The sequence below is a fragment of the Klebsiella sp. G-Nf4 genome, from assembly GCF_002810615.1.
Classification (GTDB): domain Bacteria; phylum Pseudomonadota; class Gammaproteobacteria; order Enterobacterales; family Enterobacteriaceae; genus Klebsiella; species Klebsiella variicola.
On sequence record NZ_PION01000007.1, the window covers coordinates 114,258 to 131,694 of the forward strand.

General features: G+C 59.6%; 14 protein-coding genes. 8 read left to right on the plus strand and 6 right to left on the minus strand.

What is annotated here, in order from left to right; all coding sequences use genetic code 11:
- Positions 1-150: 150 nt before the first annotated feature.
- The 4 genes from purC (at position 151) to ypfH (ending at position 4,646) form a co-directional block, all read left to right on the plus strand.
- On the plus strand, positions 151-864 hold the full coding sequence (gene purC, locus CWM57_RS15610) for a phosphoribosylaminoimidazolesuccinocarboxamide synthase (protein ID WP_061153695.1): 714 nt from the start codon (positions 151-153) through the stop codon (positions 862-864).
- 121 nt (positions 865-985) lie between these two features.
- Entirely contained in the window at positions 986-1,861 is an 876-nt protein-coding gene (locus CWM57_RS15615) for a neutral zinc metallopeptidase (protein WP_004201945.1), read from the plus strand.
- Positions 1,862-1,870: 9 nt separating this feature from the next.
- Entirely contained in the window at positions 1,871-3,874 is a 2,004-nt protein-coding gene (locus CWM57_RS15620; protein ID WP_100676056.1) for a tRNA(Met) cytidine acetyltransferase TmcA, read from the plus strand.
- 76 nt (positions 3,875-3,950) lie between these two features.
- A complete protein-coding gene (gene ypfH / locus CWM57_RS15625; RefSeq protein WP_074387881.1) occupies positions 3,951-4,646 on the plus strand; it encodes an esterase in 696 nt (231 codons plus the stop codon).
- A 48-nt stretch (positions 4,647-4,694) separates the two neighbouring features.
- Here the strand turns inward: ypfH and CWM57_RS15630 are convergent, their stop codons facing one another.
- Genes CWM57_RS15630 through CWM57_RS15640 form a run of 3 tightly spaced genes read right to left on the minus strand, consistent with a single transcriptional unit; the run spans position 4,695 to position 6,409 of the window.
- A complete protein-coding gene (locus tag CWM57_RS15630) occupies positions 4,695-4,898 on the minus strand; it encodes a YpfN family protein (RefSeq protein WP_002913768.1) in 204 nt (67 codons plus the stop codon).
- 26 nt (positions 4,899-4,924) lie between these two features.
- Positions 4,925-6,052, minus strand: a complete 1,128-nt coding sequence (dapE, locus tag CWM57_RS15635) for a succinyl-diaminopimelate desuccinylase (RefSeq protein ID WP_061153699.1) — start codon at positions 6,050-6,052, stop codon at positions 4,925-4,927.
- Between the two features lie 3 nt (positions 6,053-6,055).
- Positions 6,056-6,409 (minus strand): ArsC family reductase, encoded by a 354-nt coding sequence (locus CWM57_RS15640; protein ID WP_008803838.1) that lies wholly within the window; start codon positions 6,407-6,409, stop codon positions 6,056-6,058.
- Between the two features lie 366 nt (positions 6,410-6,775).
- Between CWM57_RS15640 and ypfM the strand changes: the two genes are divergently transcribed.
- On the plus strand, positions 6,776-6,835 hold the full coding sequence (gene ypfM, locus CWM57_RS15645; RefSeq protein ID WP_100181659.1) for a protein YpfM: 60 nt from the start codon (positions 6,776-6,778) through the stop codon (positions 6,833-6,835).
- A gap of 127 nt (positions 6,836-6,962) precedes the next feature.
- Here ypfM and acrD read toward each other — a convergent pair whose 3' ends face one another.
- Positions 6,963-10,076, minus strand: a complete 3,114-nt coding sequence (gene acrD, locus CWM57_RS15650) for a multidrug efflux RND transporter permease AcrD (RefSeq protein WP_100676057.1) — start codon at positions 10,074-10,076, stop codon at positions 6,963-6,965.
- A 373-nt stretch (positions 10,077-10,449) separates the two neighbouring features.
- Between acrD and aegA the strand changes: the two genes are divergently transcribed.
- The 3 genes from aegA to CWM57_RS15665 all read left to right on the plus strand — a co-directional run bounded on the left by aegA (position 10,450) and on the right by CWM57_RS15665 (position 14,197).
- Positions 10,450-12,432, plus strand: coding sequence for a formate-dependent uric acid utilization protein AegA (gene aegA, locus CWM57_RS15655; protein ID WP_100676058.1), 1,983 nt, complete (start codon positions 10,450-10,452; stop codon positions 12,430-12,432).
- Positions 12,433-12,490: 58 nt separating this feature from the next.
- A complete protein-coding gene (gene nudK, locus CWM57_RS15660; protein ID WP_074387884.1) occupies positions 12,491-13,087 on the plus strand; it encodes a GDP-mannose pyrophosphatase NudK in 597 nt (198 codons plus the stop codon).
- A gap of 63 nt (positions 13,088-13,150) precedes the next feature.
- A complete protein-coding gene (locus tag CWM57_RS15665; RefSeq protein WP_100631845.1) occupies positions 13,151-14,197 on the plus strand; it encodes a DUF1176 domain-containing protein in 1,047 nt (348 codons plus the stop codon).
- Here CWM57_RS15665 and tkt read toward each other — a convergent pair.
- Entirely contained in the window at positions 14,187-16,181 is a 1,995-nt protein-coding gene (gene tkt / locus CWM57_RS15670; RefSeq protein ID WP_100631844.1) for a transketolase, read from the minus strand. The genes CWM57_RS15665 and tkt overlap by 11 nt on opposite strands.
- A 16-nt stretch (positions 16,182-16,197) precedes the next feature.
- On the minus strand, positions 16,198-17,154 hold the full coding sequence (gene tal / locus CWM57_RS15675) for a transaldolase (protein WP_061153706.1): 957 nt from the start codon (positions 17,152-17,154) through the stop codon (positions 16,198-16,200).
- Positions 17,155-17,437: the final 283 nt, after the last annotated feature.

Sequence of the window (17,437 nt, forward strand, 5' to 3'; positions counted from 1 at the left end):
CTCTTTGTTGGCTGCCTTCGTTCACCCCAGTCACTTACTTCTGTAAGCTCCCGGGGATTCGCTCAGTTGCCGCCTCGATGCACTTTGAATGCTTTTGTGTATAGGCTGCGACGTATTTTTTTGGGCTTAATATCACTGGAGTGGTGAAAGATGAAAAAGCTAGCTGAGTTGTATCGTGGTAAAGCGAAGACCGTTTACAGCACCGATAATCCGGACCTGCTGGTACTGGAATTCCGTAACGATACGTCAGCAGGTGATGGCGCGCGCATCGAGCAGTTCGATCGTAAAGGCATGGTGAATAACAAGTTCAACCATTTCATTATGAGCAAACTGGCAGAAGCGGGCATCCCTACCCAGATGGAAGCGCTGCTTTCCGATACCGAATGTCTGGTGAAAAAACTGGATATGGTGCCGGTAGAGTGCGTGGTGCGTAACCGTGCGGCAGGCTCGCTGGTAAAACGTTTAGGCATTGAAGAAGGTATCGAGCTGAACCCGCCGCTGTTCGACCTGTTCCTGAAAAACGATGCTATGCACGATCCGATGGTCAACGACTCCTACTGCGAAACCTTCGGCTGGGTGAGCAAAGAGAATCTGGCGCGGATGCGCGAGCTGACCTACAAAGCCAACGATGTGCTGAAAAAGCTGTTCGATGACGCCGGTCTGATTCTGGTGGACTTTAAGCTGGAGTTTGGTCTGTTCAAAGGCGAAGTGGTGCTGGGCGATGAGTTTTCGCCGGACGGCAGCCGCCTGTGGGACAAAAACACTCTCGATAAAATGGACAAAGACCGCTTCCGCCAGAGTCTTGGCGGCCTGATTGAAGCCTACGAAGAAGTGGCTCACCGCCTGGGTGTTAAGCTCGACTAACCCGCCTGCCGCCAGAAGATAGCTTCATCTTCTGGCGCGCTTCCTGCTGTTTCCTGTGGTAATCCTGCGCTGAACCGCCTACGATCTCTGCTATTGATACATAACAGGGAATGAGGTGCTTATGCGCTGGCAAGGGCGTCGCGAAAGCGACAATGTTGAAGATCGACGTGGTCAATCAGGCTCGCCGTTTGGCGGTGGTGGAGGCGGTGGCTTCCGTCTGCCGAGCGGGAAGGGCGGCATTGTGCTGCTGATTATCGTGCTGGTGGCGGGCTACTACGGCGTGGATTTGACCGGCATGCTGACCGGGGAGCCGATGCCGCAGCAGCAGACCTCCACGCAGCGCTCCATCAGTCCGAAAGACGATGAAGCAGCGAAGTTTACTTCCGTGATTCTGGCCACCACCGAAGATACCTGGGGACCGATCTTTGAAAAGATGGGCCGCCAGTACCCGCAGCCAAAACTGGTGCTCTACCGCGGCGCGACCCGTACCGGTTGCGGCACCGGCCAGTCGGTGATGGGGCCGTTCTACTGTCCTGCCGACAGCACGGTCTATATCGATCTGTCCTTCTACGATGAGATGAAAAATAAACTGGGCGCCGATGGCGACTTTGCCCAGGGGTACGTTATTGCCCATGAGGTGGGTCACCATGTGCAAAAACTGCTGGGCATTGAGCCGAAAGTTCGCCAGCAACAGCAGCATGCCACCGAGGCCGAAGCCAACCGTCTGTCGGTGAAGATGGAGCTGCAGGCGGACTGCTTCGCCGGCGTCTGGGGCCATAATATGCAGCAGCAGGATATTCTGGAAACCGGCGATCTGCAGGAGGCGCTGAACGCTGCCGAAGCCATCGGTGATGACCGTCTGCAGCAGCAGAGCCAGGGGCGCGTGGTGCCGGACAGCTTTACTCATGGCACGTCAAAACAGCGTTATACCTGGTTCAAACGCGGTTTCGACAGCGGCGATCCGGCGCAGTGCAACACCTTCGGCAGCGCGCTGTAATCCTCGCCCATGATGGACACGCTGCTTAACCTCACCGCGCAGATGGTGCGAGAGGGGATCCGTCGCCTGCTGGTGCTCAGCGGCGATGAGGCCTGGACGCAGCAGCAGGCGCAGGCGCTACGGGAGCGGCTCGGCGGCGATGGTCTGTGGGTAGGCTCCGATCCGGTTTTTGCGCCCTGCGTGGCGCCCGGCGCCCTGAAGACGCTGCTGGGGCGGGAAGTGATGCACGCCTTTTTCGATGCCCGGCGCGGGTGTGACGTGGCGGCCCTGGCGGCCCTGAGCGGAACGCTGCGGGCGGGAAGCTGGCTGGTGCTGCTGACGCCCCCCTTCGCCGACTGGCTGACCCGGGCGGATGAGGACTCCCTGCGCTGGAGCGATACTCCCGACCCTATCGTTACCCCCAACTTTGTTCACCGCTGCTGCCGGCAGTTTATCGCCGATCCGGAGGTGCTGCTCTGGCAGCAGTCGGACCGGCCGCGCTTCCCGCTGGCCGCCCCGCGCCCTGACTGGCATCCCGCCGATGGCCACCCCCAGGCCGAGCAGGCGCTAATCCTGGAGCAACTGTCGCGGCTGCCGCCCGGTATCGCGGCGGTGACGGCAGAGCGCGGGCGAGGGAAATCCGCTCTCGCGGGCATGCTGCTGCGCCAGCTTGGGGGCGAGGCCATCGTCATCGCCCCAACGCGTAGCGCCGTCGAGGTGCTGGCGAGCTTTGCCGGCGAGGCGTTTCGCTTTATGGCGCCGGATGCGCTGTTGGCGTCGCAAGAAACGGCGGCCTGGCTGATTGTCGATGAGGCCGCGTCGATCCCGGCTCCGCTTCTCCGGCAGCTGGTAAGCCGTTTTCCCCGCACGCTGCTCACCACGACGGTACAGGGTTATGAAGGCACTGGTCGCGGATTCCTGCTGAAATTTTGCGCCAGCTTGCCCCATCTGCAGTCATTCAGCCTGAGCGCCCCGATCCGCTGGGCAGCGGGCTGTCCGCTGGAGTCAGCCATCCGTCAACTGCTGATCTTTAATGATGAGGCATTTCGCGACGCGCCGACGGGGGAGGTGGTGCTGGAGGCGGTCAATCAGTCCTGCTGGCAATCGCTGCCTGCGCTACCGGAGGCGATGTATCAGCTATTGTCCGGGGCGCATTACCGGACTTCCCCGCTCGATCTGCGGCGCATGATGGATGCCCCGGGCCAGGCTTTTCACTGTGCTCGCGCCGGCGGCGCGGTGGCGGGCGCGCTGTGGCTGGTGGCCGAGGGGGGACTTTCTCCCGAACTCAGCCGGGCGGTGTGGGCAGGGTTTCGCCGGCCGCGCGGTAATCTGGTCGCTCAGTCGCTGGCGGCCCATGGCGGCAGTCCCCTGGCGGCGACGCTGTCCGGGCTGCGGGTCAGTCGGATCGCTGTCCATCCTGCCCGTCAGCGCGAAGGTCTCGGGCAGAAGATGATCGCCGATATCGCCGCCGCTGCCGCAGGCTATGACTATCTGTCCGTCAGCTTCGGCTATACCCCTGAGCTGTGGCGCTTCTGGCAACGCTGCGGGTTTATCCTCGTGCGGCTGGGAACCCATCGCGAGGCCAGCAGCGGCTGCTATACCGCGATGGCTCTGTTCCCGCTGACCGCGACGGGGCACCAGCTCGCGCAGCGGGAGGCGCAGCGGCTGCAGCGCGATGAACACTGGCTTCGCCCATGGCGGGAGGAATCCGCGCCGCTGCCGGCCGTCGCAGACGCTATGCTTAGTGATGAAGACTGGCTGGAAGCGGCGAGCTTTGCCTTCGCCCATCGCCCGTTGGCCGCGGCGCTGGGCTGCCTCAACCGCCTGCTGATGCAGGTCGACATGCCGTTACCGGCCCTGCGCGGGCGTCTGCAGGGAGAAGAGGAAGCTGCGCTGTGCGCTGCGCTGCGGCTGACGGGGCGTAAAGCCCTGCTGGCGAGATGGCGTGTTGAGGCCGCTGACGCCTTATGCTTCCTCGATGCAGCACGTGCTGAGGCGCTGCGTCAGCAGGTGGCGCATCTGCAATTTTTTTAACTAACTCATTCAGTTAAATGACATGGTCATATCTGGCGAGCGGCGTAAACTGCCCGCATACACTAAGGAGACAGCCATGAAACACGATCATTTTATTGTTCAAAGCCCTGCGACGCCTGCGCAACAGCTGTTGCTGCTGTTTCATGGTGTGGGTGATAACCCGGTCTCTATGGGGCAAATCGGCAGCTGGTTCGCGCCGCAGTTTCCCGATGCGCTAATTGTCAGCATCGGCGGGGTCGAACCTTGCGGCCCCAACGGTCGGCAGTGGTTTTCGGTGCAGGGAGTGACGGAAGAGAATCGTCAGCAGCGCATTGATGCCATTATGCCGACCTTCATTGACATTGTGCGCTACTGGCAGGAGAAAAGCGGCGTCAGCCCACTGGCCACCGCGCTGATCGGTTTCTCTCAGGGGGCGATTATGTCGCTGGAGAGTATCAAAGCGGCGCCGGCTCTGGCTTCAAGAGTGATTGCCTTTAATGGCCGCTACGCGACGCTGCCGGTGACGGCAACGACAGCCACCACCATTCACCTGATCCACGGGGGCGAAGATCGGGTTATCGATCTGGCGTGGGCGGTGTCGGCTCAGGAGGCATTACAGCAGGCGGGCGGCGACGTGACGTTAGATATTGTTGACGATCTGGGGCATGCCATTGACGATCGCAGCATGCAGTTCGCGATCGAACGTCTGCGTTATACCGTGCCGAAGCACTATTTTGATGAGGCGCTGAGCGGCAGTACGCCAAAAGGGGACGATATCATCGAAATGCTGTAACCCCGGCGGACGGGGTTACAGGCGGGCTGTACCGCGATAAAGGCAAACTTACGGTTTCTTCGACTGGTCGTGCTTCGGCCAGTCGTCGTCATCGTCCCATTTATCGTTAAAATCGCGGTGCGGCGGCAGATCGGGTTTGTTGTTAAGGAATTTTTTGTGGTCAACGCGGTTCAGATCTTTGATCACGTTGATAATCACCCCCACCAAAAAGACCAGAACCAGAATCCACCAGTGTTTAATAAGCCATTCCATGCGCGCTTCCTCTTTACGTCAATTCGTCAGGCGACCAGCTGTTCCATTACGCGTTGATACATCCGTGCCAGCAGTTGCAGGTCGGCGGCGTTCACACATTCATTAATTTTGTGAATGGTTGCGTTCACGGGGCCCAGCTCAACCACCTGCGCCCCCATGCGGGCGATAAACCGTCCGTCAGAGGTGCCGCCGTTGGTCAACAGCTGCGGTTTGATCTCATTATAGTGCTCAATTGCGCTCACCACCGCATCCACCAGCTTGCCGCGCCCGGTGAGGAACGGTTGGCCGGAGAGCCACCACTCCACGCTGTAACGCAGCTGGTATTTTTCCAGCAGGGCGACCACGCGGGCTTTGATCATCTCGTCCGTCAGTTCCGTACTGAAGCGGAAGTTGAACTGGACGAACATATCGCCGGGGATCACGTTGTTGCTACCGGTACCGGACTGCACGTTGGCAATCTGCATGCTGGTTGGCGGGAAAAATTCATTGCCTTTATCCCACTCGATATTGACCAGCTCCGCCAGCATCGGCGCCGCGCGATGGACAGGGTTATCGGCAAGGTGCGGATAGGCGACATGGCCCTGCACGCCGTGAATGGTCAGGTTGCAGGTCAGCGAGCCGCGGCGGCCGTTTTTCACCACATCGCCGACCACCTCGGTACTGGAGGGCTCGCCGACCAGACAGTAGTCCAGACGCTCATTACGCGCCATCAGCGTTTCCACCACTTTGACGGTGCCGTTTTTGGCGCTGGCCTCTTCATCTGAGGTGATCAAGAACGCCAGTCTGCCGCGATGATTCGGGTACTGCGCGACAAAACGTTCCGCCGCCACCACCATCGCCGCCAGCGAGCCTTTCATATCTGCTGCACCGCGGCCGAACAGCATGCCGTCGCGGATGGTCGGTTCGAACGGGGGGTTGATCCAGCGGTCAGCGTCGCCCGGCGGAACCACGTCGGTGTGGCCGGCGAAGGCCAGCGTCTCACCGTGGCCGCGCCAGGCCCAGAAATTCTGAGTATCGCCGAAATCCATCGGTTCAACGGTAAAGCCGATCGCACGCAGGCGTTCAATCATTAACGCCTGGCATCCCGCATCATCGGGGCTAAGGGAAGGGCGGCGAATAAGCTGCTGAGCCAGCTCAATGACCGGGCAAGACATAGACTATACCTCGTTAAACTGCTGATAACTTGCTTCACTAAAACCCAGCAGCATAGGACGACCGGGCGCGCAGAGCAATGGGCGTTTGATAATCGCCGGCATTTCCAGCATCAATGCGGCGGCAGCGTCGGCATTATCGATGCTGTTGCGCAGCGACTCGTCGAGTTTGCGCCAGGTGGTGCCGCGGGTATTCAGCAGCGCCTGCCAGCCCAGTTCGGCAATAAAAGTATCCAGTTGCGCGCGGTCAAGGCCATCGGCGCGGTAGTCATGAAACTGATACGCAATCTGATGCGCTTCCAGCCAGCGACGGGCTTTTTTAATGGTATCGCAGTTTTTAATTCCGTACATGGTGAGCATAGATAACCCTTTTACATTCAATTAAGCGGTTAACTCAGATATTTCCGAATATATAAGTCTTAATGAAATAATACGTGATTCAGATGAATAAATATAACTTTTTACCGGGGATCTCAGACAATGGACTCAGGTGATTAATTTTTGCCCACTCACGGGCGTGATGTGAGGTCATTAACAATATTGCAAAAATGTGGTTTGAGGGTGCTCTGTGTCACATAATTTTTACATGCGAGGCGGCATAGTGGCGGCATCCAGAGGTTTTATCTCTGTCAGCGGTCCACTAGACAATCAGAGCAATAGGGGAGCACAACTTCCCATCAGCAATGAAGTTATATAGAATCGACCATAATAATAAGAGAGGCTATTATGATTGAACATGAACTGGGGAACTGGAAAGATTTTATTGAAGGCATGCTTCGTAAATAAATTTCCGCAATGTGAGCAGGGGAATAACGCGAAGTAAATAAGCGCGTCATGGTTCTGAACACATAAAGAAGGCGACCTTAATGGTCGCCTTTTCTGTTATTACGCCTCGCCGCCAACGCCCGAGGTTTTATTGCGCACGCTCTTTCAGCGGAAAGCGACGGCGTACCAGCACAAAGAACAGCGGCACGAAAAAGATGGCCAGTACGGTAGCAGAGATCATCCCGCCCATCACCCCGGTACCGACCGCATGCTGGCTGCCGGAGCCGGCACCGGTGCTGGTCGCCATCGGCAGCACGCCGAAGATAAACGCCAGCGAGGTCATCAGGATGGGGCGCAGACGCTGACGGCAGGCCGACAGCGTGGCGCTGAGCAGATCCTGGCCTTTCTCGTTCAGCTCGTTGGCGAACTCAACGATCAGAATGGCGTTTTTCGCCGACAGGCCGATCACCGTCAACAGGCCCACCTGGAAGTAAACATCATTCTCCAGGCCACGCATCCAGGTCGCCAGCAGGGCGCCAATCACCCCGAGCGGGACCACCAGCATCACCGAGAACGGCACCGACCAGCTCTCGTACAGCGCCGCCAGGCACAGGAACACCACCAGCAGCGAAATCGCGTACAGTGCCGGCGCCTGAGCGCCAGAGAGGCGTTCCTGGTAGGACATGGCGGTCCATTCGAGGCCAAAGCCGGTTGGCAACTGCGCGGCCAGCTTCTCCATCATGTCCATCGCGGTGCCGGTACTGATACCCGGCGCCGCCTCACCGACGATCTCCACCGCCGAGTAGCCATTGTAGCGTTCCAGACGCGGTGAGCCTGTCTCCCAGCGTGAGGTGGCGAAGGCCGAGAACGGCACCATCGTGCCGCTGCTGTTGCGGACATACCAGAGATTAATATCGTCAGGCAGCATCCGGTATTTCGCCGCTGCCTGGACGTAGACTTTCTTCACCCGGCCGCGATCCATAAAGTCGTTGACGTAGCTCGACCCCCACGCGGTTTGCAGCGTATCGTTGATGTCGTCAATGGAGATGCCCAACGCCTGCGCTTTACGCTGATCGATATCAACCTGCAGCTGCGGGCTGTCGTCGAGCCCGTTATGGCGGACGCGGGTCAACAGCGGGTTTTTGCCGGCCAGTTCAAGCAGTGTATCGCGTGCCGCCATCAGCGCGTCGTGCCCCTTACCGGCGTGATCCTCCAGCTCCATATCGAAGCCTGCCGAACTACCGAGGCCGCTGATGGCCGGCGGGCTGCTGGCGATGACTCGCGCTTCGTTGATCTGATTAAACGCTTTGGTGGCGCGTTCAATAATGGCAAAGGAGGAGCCGGTTTCCGGGTCGCGCTGGTCCCAGTCTTTGAGACGCACAAACATGCGGGCCACGTTCTGCCCGTTGCCGCCGGGGCCGGAACCGACGGTGGCAAATACCGACTCGACGTTCTGCTTCTCATTATTGAGGAAGTAATCTTCCGCTTTTTGCACTACTTTCAGCGTCTGCTGCTGAGTAGCGCCGCTCGGCAACTGGACCGAGGTGGTGAACATCCCGCGATCTTCCAGCGGCAGGAACGAGGTGGGCAGATGCAGGAACAGGAACACCATCCCGCCGAGCAGGACGACGTAGATCAGCATCCAGCGCAGCGAGCGGTGAAGAATTTTGCCGACAAAGGTTTCATAGCGGCTGGCGCTGCGGTTGAAGGTACGGTTGAACCAGCCGAAGAAGCCTTTTCTTTCATGAGATTCACCAGGCTTAACCGGCTTGAGCAGCGTCGCGCAGAGGGCCGGGGTGAGGATCATGGCCACCAGCACTGAAAGGACCATCGCCGCGACGATCGTGATCGAGAACTGGCGATAGATGGCCCCGGTGGTGCCGCCGAAGAAGGCCATCGGCACAAACACCGCCGACAGCACCATGGCGATCCCCACCAGCGCGCCCTGAATTTGCCCCATCGATTTGCGGGTCGCCTCGCGCGGCGACAGGCCTTCCTCGCTCATGATGCGCTCGACGTTCTCCACTACCACGATGGCGTCATCCACCAGCAGGCCGATTGCCAGCACCATTGCGAACATCGTCAGGGTATTGATGCTGTAGCCACAGGCATACAGCACCGCGAAAGTGCCCATCAGCACCACCGGTACGGCAATAGTAGGGATCAGGGTCGCGCGGAAGTTCTGCAGGAACAGATACATCACGAGGAAGACCAGCAGGATCGCCTCCAGCAGCGTTTTGACCACGTCGGTGATAGAGGCTTTCACAAAGGAGGTGGTCTCGTAGGCAACTTTATATTCCAGACCGTGGGGGAAAAACTGCGACAGCTCATTGAGGCGATTGATCACGCGCTCCGCCGTGGCCATTTCGTTGGCGCCGGAAGCGAGCTTTATTCCCAGACCAGAAGCGGCCTGACGGTTGTAGCGGCTGAGGTAGTCGTACTTTTCTGCCCCCATCTCGACGGTGGCGACATCGCCCAGCGTCACCTCTGAACCATCCTGATTGACGCGCAGGGTGATATCACGGAATTGCTCCGGGGTTTGCAGCAGCGATTGCGAGTTGATGGTGGCGTTTAGCGCCTGCTTATCGACCGAAGGCGTCCCGCCAAGCTGGCCGACGGCAATCTGGGCGTTCTGCGAACTGATGGCGTCGGTCACATCCTTGGTGGTCATCTGGTAGCTGTTGAGCTTCGCCGGGTCGAGCCAGATGCGCATTGAGTATTGCGAGCCGTAGGCGTCGATATCCCCCACGCCGTTGACGCGGCTGAGCGGGTCCTGGATGTTACTGGCGACGTAGTCGGCAATATCTTGTTTATCCATGCTGCCGTCGGTGGAGACGAAGGCGAGGGTCAGGATATTGGTGTCGCCGGTCTTGCGCACCGTCACCCCCTGGTTTTGCACCGCCTGCGGCAGTTTACGCATCGCCGACTGCAGCTGGTTCTGAACCTGCTGCACGGCTTCATCCGGGTCGGTACCGGCGGTAAAGCTGAGCGTGATCGTCGCCTGGCCAGTGGCGCTGCTCTGGGATGACATATACATCAGGTTATCGAGGCCGGTCATATTCTGCTCGATAACCTGGGTGACGGTATTTTCCAGGGTTTGCGCGGAGGCTCCGGGATAGTTAGCGGTGATCCGCACGTTCGGCGGGGCCAGGTCGGGATACTGTTCAACCGGAAGCGACAAAATGGCAAGGGTGCCCGTCAGACATAACAGGATTGCCAGCACCCACGCAAAAATGGGGCGATCGATAAAGAAATTCGCCATCAGAATAAAGACCTCATATGCACATTTTTTTGTTTTTGCACAGCCTGTGCCACTTTAGCGCCAGCGCCTCCGGCAATCGTGGAGAAATTAAGGAGATAGTGTAATTTATCATGTTGCTTTTGCCGTATCGTAAAGAAACATCGAACTTTCCTGTCAGCAGGCAGACATTCAGCTTCTCTGCCGCAGCCGGGGCGCATTATCCCTTGCCGGTGTGAAACCTCATTTCAGTTAAGTCAAAAAAATTGATCCAAAACGGATTCTCTCCAGAAAAAGTTTATCCTGGGCATTTGGACATTGTTCCGGCGCCGTCTTGTCGGGTAATAAATAGGCATGCGTATTGAGGGGTTATTCACCAATAAGACAAAAGGAAGCCATGAACCACTTTATTTTGAGCGATAGTCGAAAATGTATCGGCTGCCAGGCCTGCGAAGTGGCCTGCGTAATGGCGCATAACGAGGAGCAACACGTGCTGACCCCGCAGCGCTTTTTGCCACGTATCACCGTCATCAAAGCGGAGGGCCAGCGTAACGCTATCACCTGCCGCCACTGTGAAGACGCCCCCTGCATCCGCAGTTGTCCCAACGACGCTATCGCCCAGTCCGGCGACAGCGTTCAGGTCAGTCAGGAGAAATGCATTGGCTGTAAATCCTGCATGGTGGCCTGCCCGTTCGGGGTGATGCAGGTGGTGGTGACGCCGCAGGCTGCAGGTCAGGTAAAGGCCAGCGCGCAGAAATGCGATCTGTGCCAGGGCCGCGAGGCGGGACCGGCCTGTGTGGAAAACTGTCCCGCGCAGGCGCTGACCCTCGCCGATGATGAGACATTGACCACGCTGGCGAAGCAGCGGCGTTTGCGCTCGGCATGCCAGGAGGCGCAGCCGTGGCAGCGCGGTACGCCGCCCTGCAGCCAGCCCAATGCTGGCGCGAAGGCCAGGCAAATGGCGATGACGCCGCCGCGCGGGGAGCCGGATAAGCTGGCGGCGGAGGTGCGTAAGAGCCACTTTGAGGAGATCTATCAGCCGTTCACCCCGACGCAGGCGCAGCAGCAGGCCGCCCGCTGCCTCACATGTGGGGAACACAGCATTTGCGAATGGACCTGCCCGCTGCATAACCATATTCCGCAGTGGGTCGAGCTGGTTAAGGCGGGGGATATCGCCGCCGCGGTCGCGCTTTCCCATCAGACCAACTGCCTGCCGGAGATCACCGGTCGCGTCTGCCCCCAGGACCGGCTGTGTGAAGGTGCCTGCACCCTGCGCGATGAAAGCGGCGCAGTCACCATCGGCAACATTGAGCGCTATATTTCCGACCAGGCGCTGGCCAGCGGCTGGCGTCCGGACCTCTCGCAGGTTAAGCCGAGCGGTAAGCGGGTGGCGATTATCGGCGCCGGGCCGGCCGGGCTGGCCTGCGCCGATGTGCTGGTGCGTCACGGCGTCCAGCCGGTGGTCTTTGACCGTCATCCGGAGATCGGCGGTCTGCTGACCTTCGGCATCCCGGCGTTCAAGCTGGATAAATCGCTGCTGGCCCGGCGGCGGGGAATTTTCAGCGAGATGGGTATCCGCTTTGAGCTCAATTGTGAGGTGGGGAAAGATATCCCCATGGCGACGCTGCTGGCCGATTATGACGCGGTGTTCGTTGGCGCCGGAACTTATCGCTCCATGAAGGCGGGGCTGCCGAACGAAGAGGCCCCCGGCGTCTACGATGCGCTGCCGTTTCTTATCGCCAACACCAAACAGGTGATGGGGCTGGCGGCATCGGCTCAGGAGCCCTATATCAACACCGCCGGGCTGAACGTCGTCGTGCTGGGTGGTGGCGATACCGCGATGGACTGCGTGCGAACCGCGCTGCGCCACGGCGCCCGCCAGGTGACCTGCGCCTATCGGCGGGATGAAGCCAACATGCCGGGCTCGAAAAAAGAGGTCAAAAACGCCCGCGAAGAGGGGGCGGTCTTTGAGTTTAACGTCCAGCCGGTGACCCTGGAGCTGGACGAGAGCGGGCGGGTGAATGGGGTACGTTTTCTGCGCACCGAACTGGGCGCCCCGGACGCGGGAGGAAGACGCCGCCCGACGCCGATCCCCGGCAGTGAGTTTGTTATGCCGGCAGATGCGGTGATCATGGCCTTTGGCTTCCACCCGCACCGCATGCCCTGGCTGGAAGCGGCGGGCGTGGCGCTGGACAGCCAGGGGCGCATCAAAGCCGGCGTCGAGAGCCGTTACCGTTACCAGACCAGTCAGGAGAAGATCTTTGCCGGCGGCGATGCCGTGCGCGGCGCAGACCTTGTAGTGACGGCGATGGCGGAAGGCCGTCACGCGGCGCAGGGGATTTTGGACTATCTGGCGCTGAAAACGACGCCGCTTCACTGACGACAAACCCGGTCCCGCAGCGTAGTATGAGGACGTCCTTTTACGCTGTGGGGTCGGTATGTCACTCAATATTCACGTCATTAAAGATAAAATCCTCTCTGAAAACTGGTTCGTGTTACGCAACATGACCTATGAGCTGACGCGCGAGGATGGCAGCGTCGTGCGCCATAAGCGCGAGGTCTACGATCGTGGCAACGGCGCTACCGTGCTGCTGTACAATCGCCGCAAGCAAACGGTGGTCCTGGTGCGTCAGTTTCGGGTCGCCACCTGGGTCAATGGTAATCATGACGGCATGCTGATTGAAACCTGCGCCGGGCTGCTGGACAACGACGAACCGGAAGCGTGCATTCGTAAAGAGGCGGTGGAAGAGACCGGCTATGAAGTGGGTGAGGTGCGTAAGCTGTTTGAGCTGTTTATGTCGCCAGGTGGCGTTACCGAAGTGGTGCATTTCTTTATCGCTGAGTACAGCGATGCGCAGCGAACCACCAGCGGCGGCGGGGTGGATGATGAAGCCATCGAGGTGCTTGAGCTGCCCTTTAGCCAGGCGCTGCAGATGGTTGCTAATGGGGAGATCCGCGACGGTAAGGCGGTTATTCTGCTGCAGTATCTGCAAACCTCCGGCCTGATGTCGGGGAACTCTGACAAATCCGATTGAGTAAGCGGCTGCCGTTGTCCAGGATAGGCGCCGTGGTCGGGTTTATCTGGGGTCGGGCGGTTCATGCTTTTTCGCATCATTTATTTCCTCTTTCTGGCGGTGCTGCCTTGCTCGCAGGCATGGTCGGCACCGACGCAGCAGCGCTTCAACGACTGGCAGGTCACCTGTAACAACCAAAATTTCTGCGTCACCCGCAACGTGGGGCTGCATTATGGGCTGGTGATGACCCTCAGCCGCAGCGCCGGGGCGGTGACTGACGCCAGCCTGCGTATCGAACTGGGTGGCACCGGCAATCCGGTGGCGACGCTCGCGCCAATAGCGCCGCGCCTGCTGCTGGATGGCAAGCCGTTGTCCCTGACCGACAAGCGCTGGCACATTGAAGATAAGCTCATTAAAACCAGCGACAGCGTGACGATCGATGCGTTTCTCCAGCAGGTTCAGGAGGGGAAAACGCTCTCGCTGGCCAATGGCCTGCAGAGCATCTCCCTGCAGGGGCTGAAAGCGGCCCTGTTTTTTATCGACGATCGGCAAAAACGGGTAGGCAGCGAAACGGCCTGGGTCGGCAAAGGGGAAGAGCCACCGCTCAGTGTACCGCCGGCTCCGGCGCTGCGCGCGGTGGCGACCGCGGAAACAGCGCAGTCGCCGCTGGGGCGTGAGGAGCTCAACGATCTGATGGACTACGGTAATGAGCGGATGAACAACAGTAACTGCTCCCTCGATCCCTTCCGCCGCGAAATTCGCGTTACTGCGCTGACGGATGACAAAGTGCTGCTGATGACCAGCTGCGAATCCGGCGCGTACAACACCGTCTGGCTGGCCTGGCTGGTCTCCCGCCAGCGGCCCTATGTCGCCCGTCAGGTGCGGCTGACGCTGCCGTTTCAGCCGCCGGGCGAGGCGCCGCGGGAGATTGAGCTTATCAACGCCAGCTACGATGATCGCCGCCATGAGCTGGTGACCCTGGATAAAGGCCGCGAGGCCGGCGATTGCGGGATCCAGACCCGCTGGCGTTTTGACGGCCAGCGGTTCAGTCTCTCCCGCTACGCGCAGCAGCCGACGTGTGATAACTGGCAGGGGCCAGACGCCTGGCCCACGCTGTGGATCACCCGTTAAGCACCTGCTCCGCAGTGGTGACGATATGGTCGACCGTAAAGCCAAAGAACGGGAACAGCTGCTCCGCAGGCGCGGATTCACCATAGCCGGTCATACCGACGATCTTGCCTTTTAAGCCGACATATTTATACCAGTAGTCTGCTATCCCGGCCTCGACCGCCACCCGGGCGCTGACGTCCGACGGCAGTACCGACTCGCGCCAGGCCTCATCCTGGGCATCAAACACATCGGTGGAAGGGAGCGAGACCACCCGCACATTCACCCCGTTCGCCAACAGTTTTTCTGCGGCCAGCACGGTGATCTCCACTTCCGACCCGGTGGCGATGAGGATCAGGTCGGGTTTACCGCCGGCATCTTTCAGCACGTAGCCCCCCCGGGCGATAGCCTGCACCTGATCCGGGGTGCGCGGCATCTGCGCCAGGTTTTGTCGCGACAGGATCAGCGCCGTTGGCCCATTCTGGCGCGCAATGGCCGCCTGCCAGGCGACGGCGGTCTCCACCTGATCGCAGGGGCGCCAGGTGCTGAAGTTCGGCGTCAGACGCAGACTGGCCAGCTGTTCCACCGCCTGGTGGGTCGGGCCGTCTTCCCCCAGACCGATGGAGTCATGGGTATAGACCATGATCTGCCGGGCCTTCATCAGGGCCGCCATGCGCGCGGCGTTGCGGGCGTACTCCACGAACATCAGGAAGGTCGAGGTATAAGGGATGAAACCGCCGTGCAGGGCGATGCCGTTGGCCACTGCGGTCATGCCAAATTCGCGCACCCCGTAGTGGATATAGTTGCCCGCAGGATCGTCTTTAATCGATGTCGAGCCAGACCAGATGGTCAGGTTACTCGGCGCGAGATCCGCCGAACCGCCCAGCAGTTCCGGAAGATGTGGGCCGTAGGCGTTCAGCGCGTTTTGCGAGGCCTTGCGGCTGGCGATTTTCGCCGGCTCGGCCTGCAGCTTCGCCACGTAGTGATGGGCCGTCGCGGCAAAATCTTCCGGCAGGGCGCCATCCATGCGGCGGGTCAGCTCAGCGGCCAGCTCCGGGAACTGCTGCTGGTAGGCGGCGAATTTCTCGTTCCAGGCGTGCTCGGCTTTCTCGCCACGCGGACGCGCATCCCAGCCCTGGTAGATCTCTTTCGGGATCTCAAAGGGCGGATATTTCCAGCCCAACTGCTGGCGGGCCAGGGCCACCTCTTTTTCGCCCAGCGCCGCGCCGTGAGACTCTTCCGACCCCGCTTTGTTGGGCGAACCGAAGCCGATAATGGTCCGGCAGATGATCAGCGACGGCTTATCTTTCACCGCCTGTGCTTCCGCAATGGCCTGTTTAATGGCCTGTGGATCGTGGCCATCAATGTCGCCAATAACGTGCCAGTGATAGGCGCGGAAGCGTTCCGCCGTATCATCGGTAAACCAGCCGTCGGTTTTGCCATCGATGGAGATGCCGTTGTGATCGTAAAAACCGATCAGCTTACCGAGTCCGAGCGTGCCGGCCAGCGAACTGGCCTCATGGGAGATCCCCTCCATCAGGCAGCCATCGCCCATGAAAACCCAGGTGTAATGGTCAATAATCTCATGCCCAGGACGGTTAAACTGCGCCGCCAGGGTGCGTTCGGCGATGGCCATGCCGACGGCGTTCGCCAGCCCCTGGCCCAGCGGGCCAGTGGTCGTTTCCACCCCGGGAGTATAGCCATGCTCCGGGTGGCCCGGCGTTTTAGAGTGCAACTGACGGAACTGCTTGAGTTCTGACAGCGGCAGATCGTAGCCGGTCAGGTGCAGCAGGCTGTAGAGCAGCATCGACGCGTGGCCGTTGGACAGAATAAAGCGGTCGCGGTCCACCCAGCCAGGGTTCTGCGGATTGTGCTTGAGAAAATCGTTCCACAGCACTTCGGCAATGTCTGCCATCCCCATTGGCGCACCGGGGTGGCCGGAATTGGCTTTCTGCACCGCATCCATACTCAGGGCGCGGATGGCGTTGGCAAGCTCTCTTCGGGACATAGTTTTCTCCGTGAGACTAAAGTGACAGTTTGGCGGCAAGCAGATCTTCCAGTTTGCGTTGATCGACAGCGAACAGGCGGATCCCCTCCGCCAGCTTTTCGACTGCCATCGGATCCTGATTATGTTCCCAGCGGAACTCCGCCTCGCTGAGCGGCACCGGGCGCGGCAGGATCTGGCTGGCAGGGATCAGTTTGCGCACCACCGGGGCGTCGCTGGCCTGCAGCTCTTTTAACAAGGGCGGGGCGATGGTCAGCCGATCGCAGCCGACCAGGGCGAGGATCTGTTCGGTGCGGCGGAAGCTGGCGCCCATCACGATGGTGGTGTATTTATGCTGTTTGAAGTAGTCATAGATATTGCGTACCGATTTCACCCCCGGATCTTCCTCAACCACGTAAGGATCCAGCGGTTTACGCGCCTGATACCAGTCATAAATACGCCCGACGAAAGGGGAGATCAGATAGACCCCAGCTTCGGCGCAGGCCCGGGCCTGGGCGAAAGAAAACAGCAGCGTCAGGTTGCAGTGGATCCCCTCTTTCTCCAGCGTCTCGGCGGCGCGGATCCCCTCCCAGGTGGATGCCAGCTTGATCAGGATCCGCGACTTATCAATGCCCATCTCCTGATACAGCGCCACCAGGTGGCGCGCTTTCTCGATACTCTTCTCCCGGTTGAAGGAGAGCCGGGCGTCCACCTCGGTGGAGACCCGGCCCGGAATACTTTTGAGGATCTCCGCGCCAAAGTTCACCGCCAGCTTATCGCAGGCGTGAGCCACCTGCGCTTCGCGTCCGCCTCCTTGTTTTTTGGCCCAGGCGATGGCGTCGTCGATAAGCCCGCTATAGGACGCCAGCCCGGCGGCCTTCAGCAGCAGAGAGGGGTTGGTGGTGGCGTCTTCCGGATGATAGTGGCGAATGGATTCGATATCGCCGCTGTCGGCGACTACGGTAGTAAATTGCTTGATGCTGTCTAGCTGATTCATGGATAAGTCCTCCTGGAACAAGGTGTTACATGAGTGCTTGCCGGTATGCGGTATAAATATTGATGAGGTACATAACCAAAAAGCATAGCAGACGGGGCTATTATTGGCGGCGAATCCGGGTAACATAACCGCTATAAATTGATAACAACCAGATCATAGCGATGACCAGAGTTTGGCGGTGTTCAAAGTTTATCGCCCCGCCAGGAGGGATACTGTCTGCCACTGAAAGGTGAACGACAGGATGGTCATCACGCTTTTCCCCTACGAACGATACGTGAAAGAA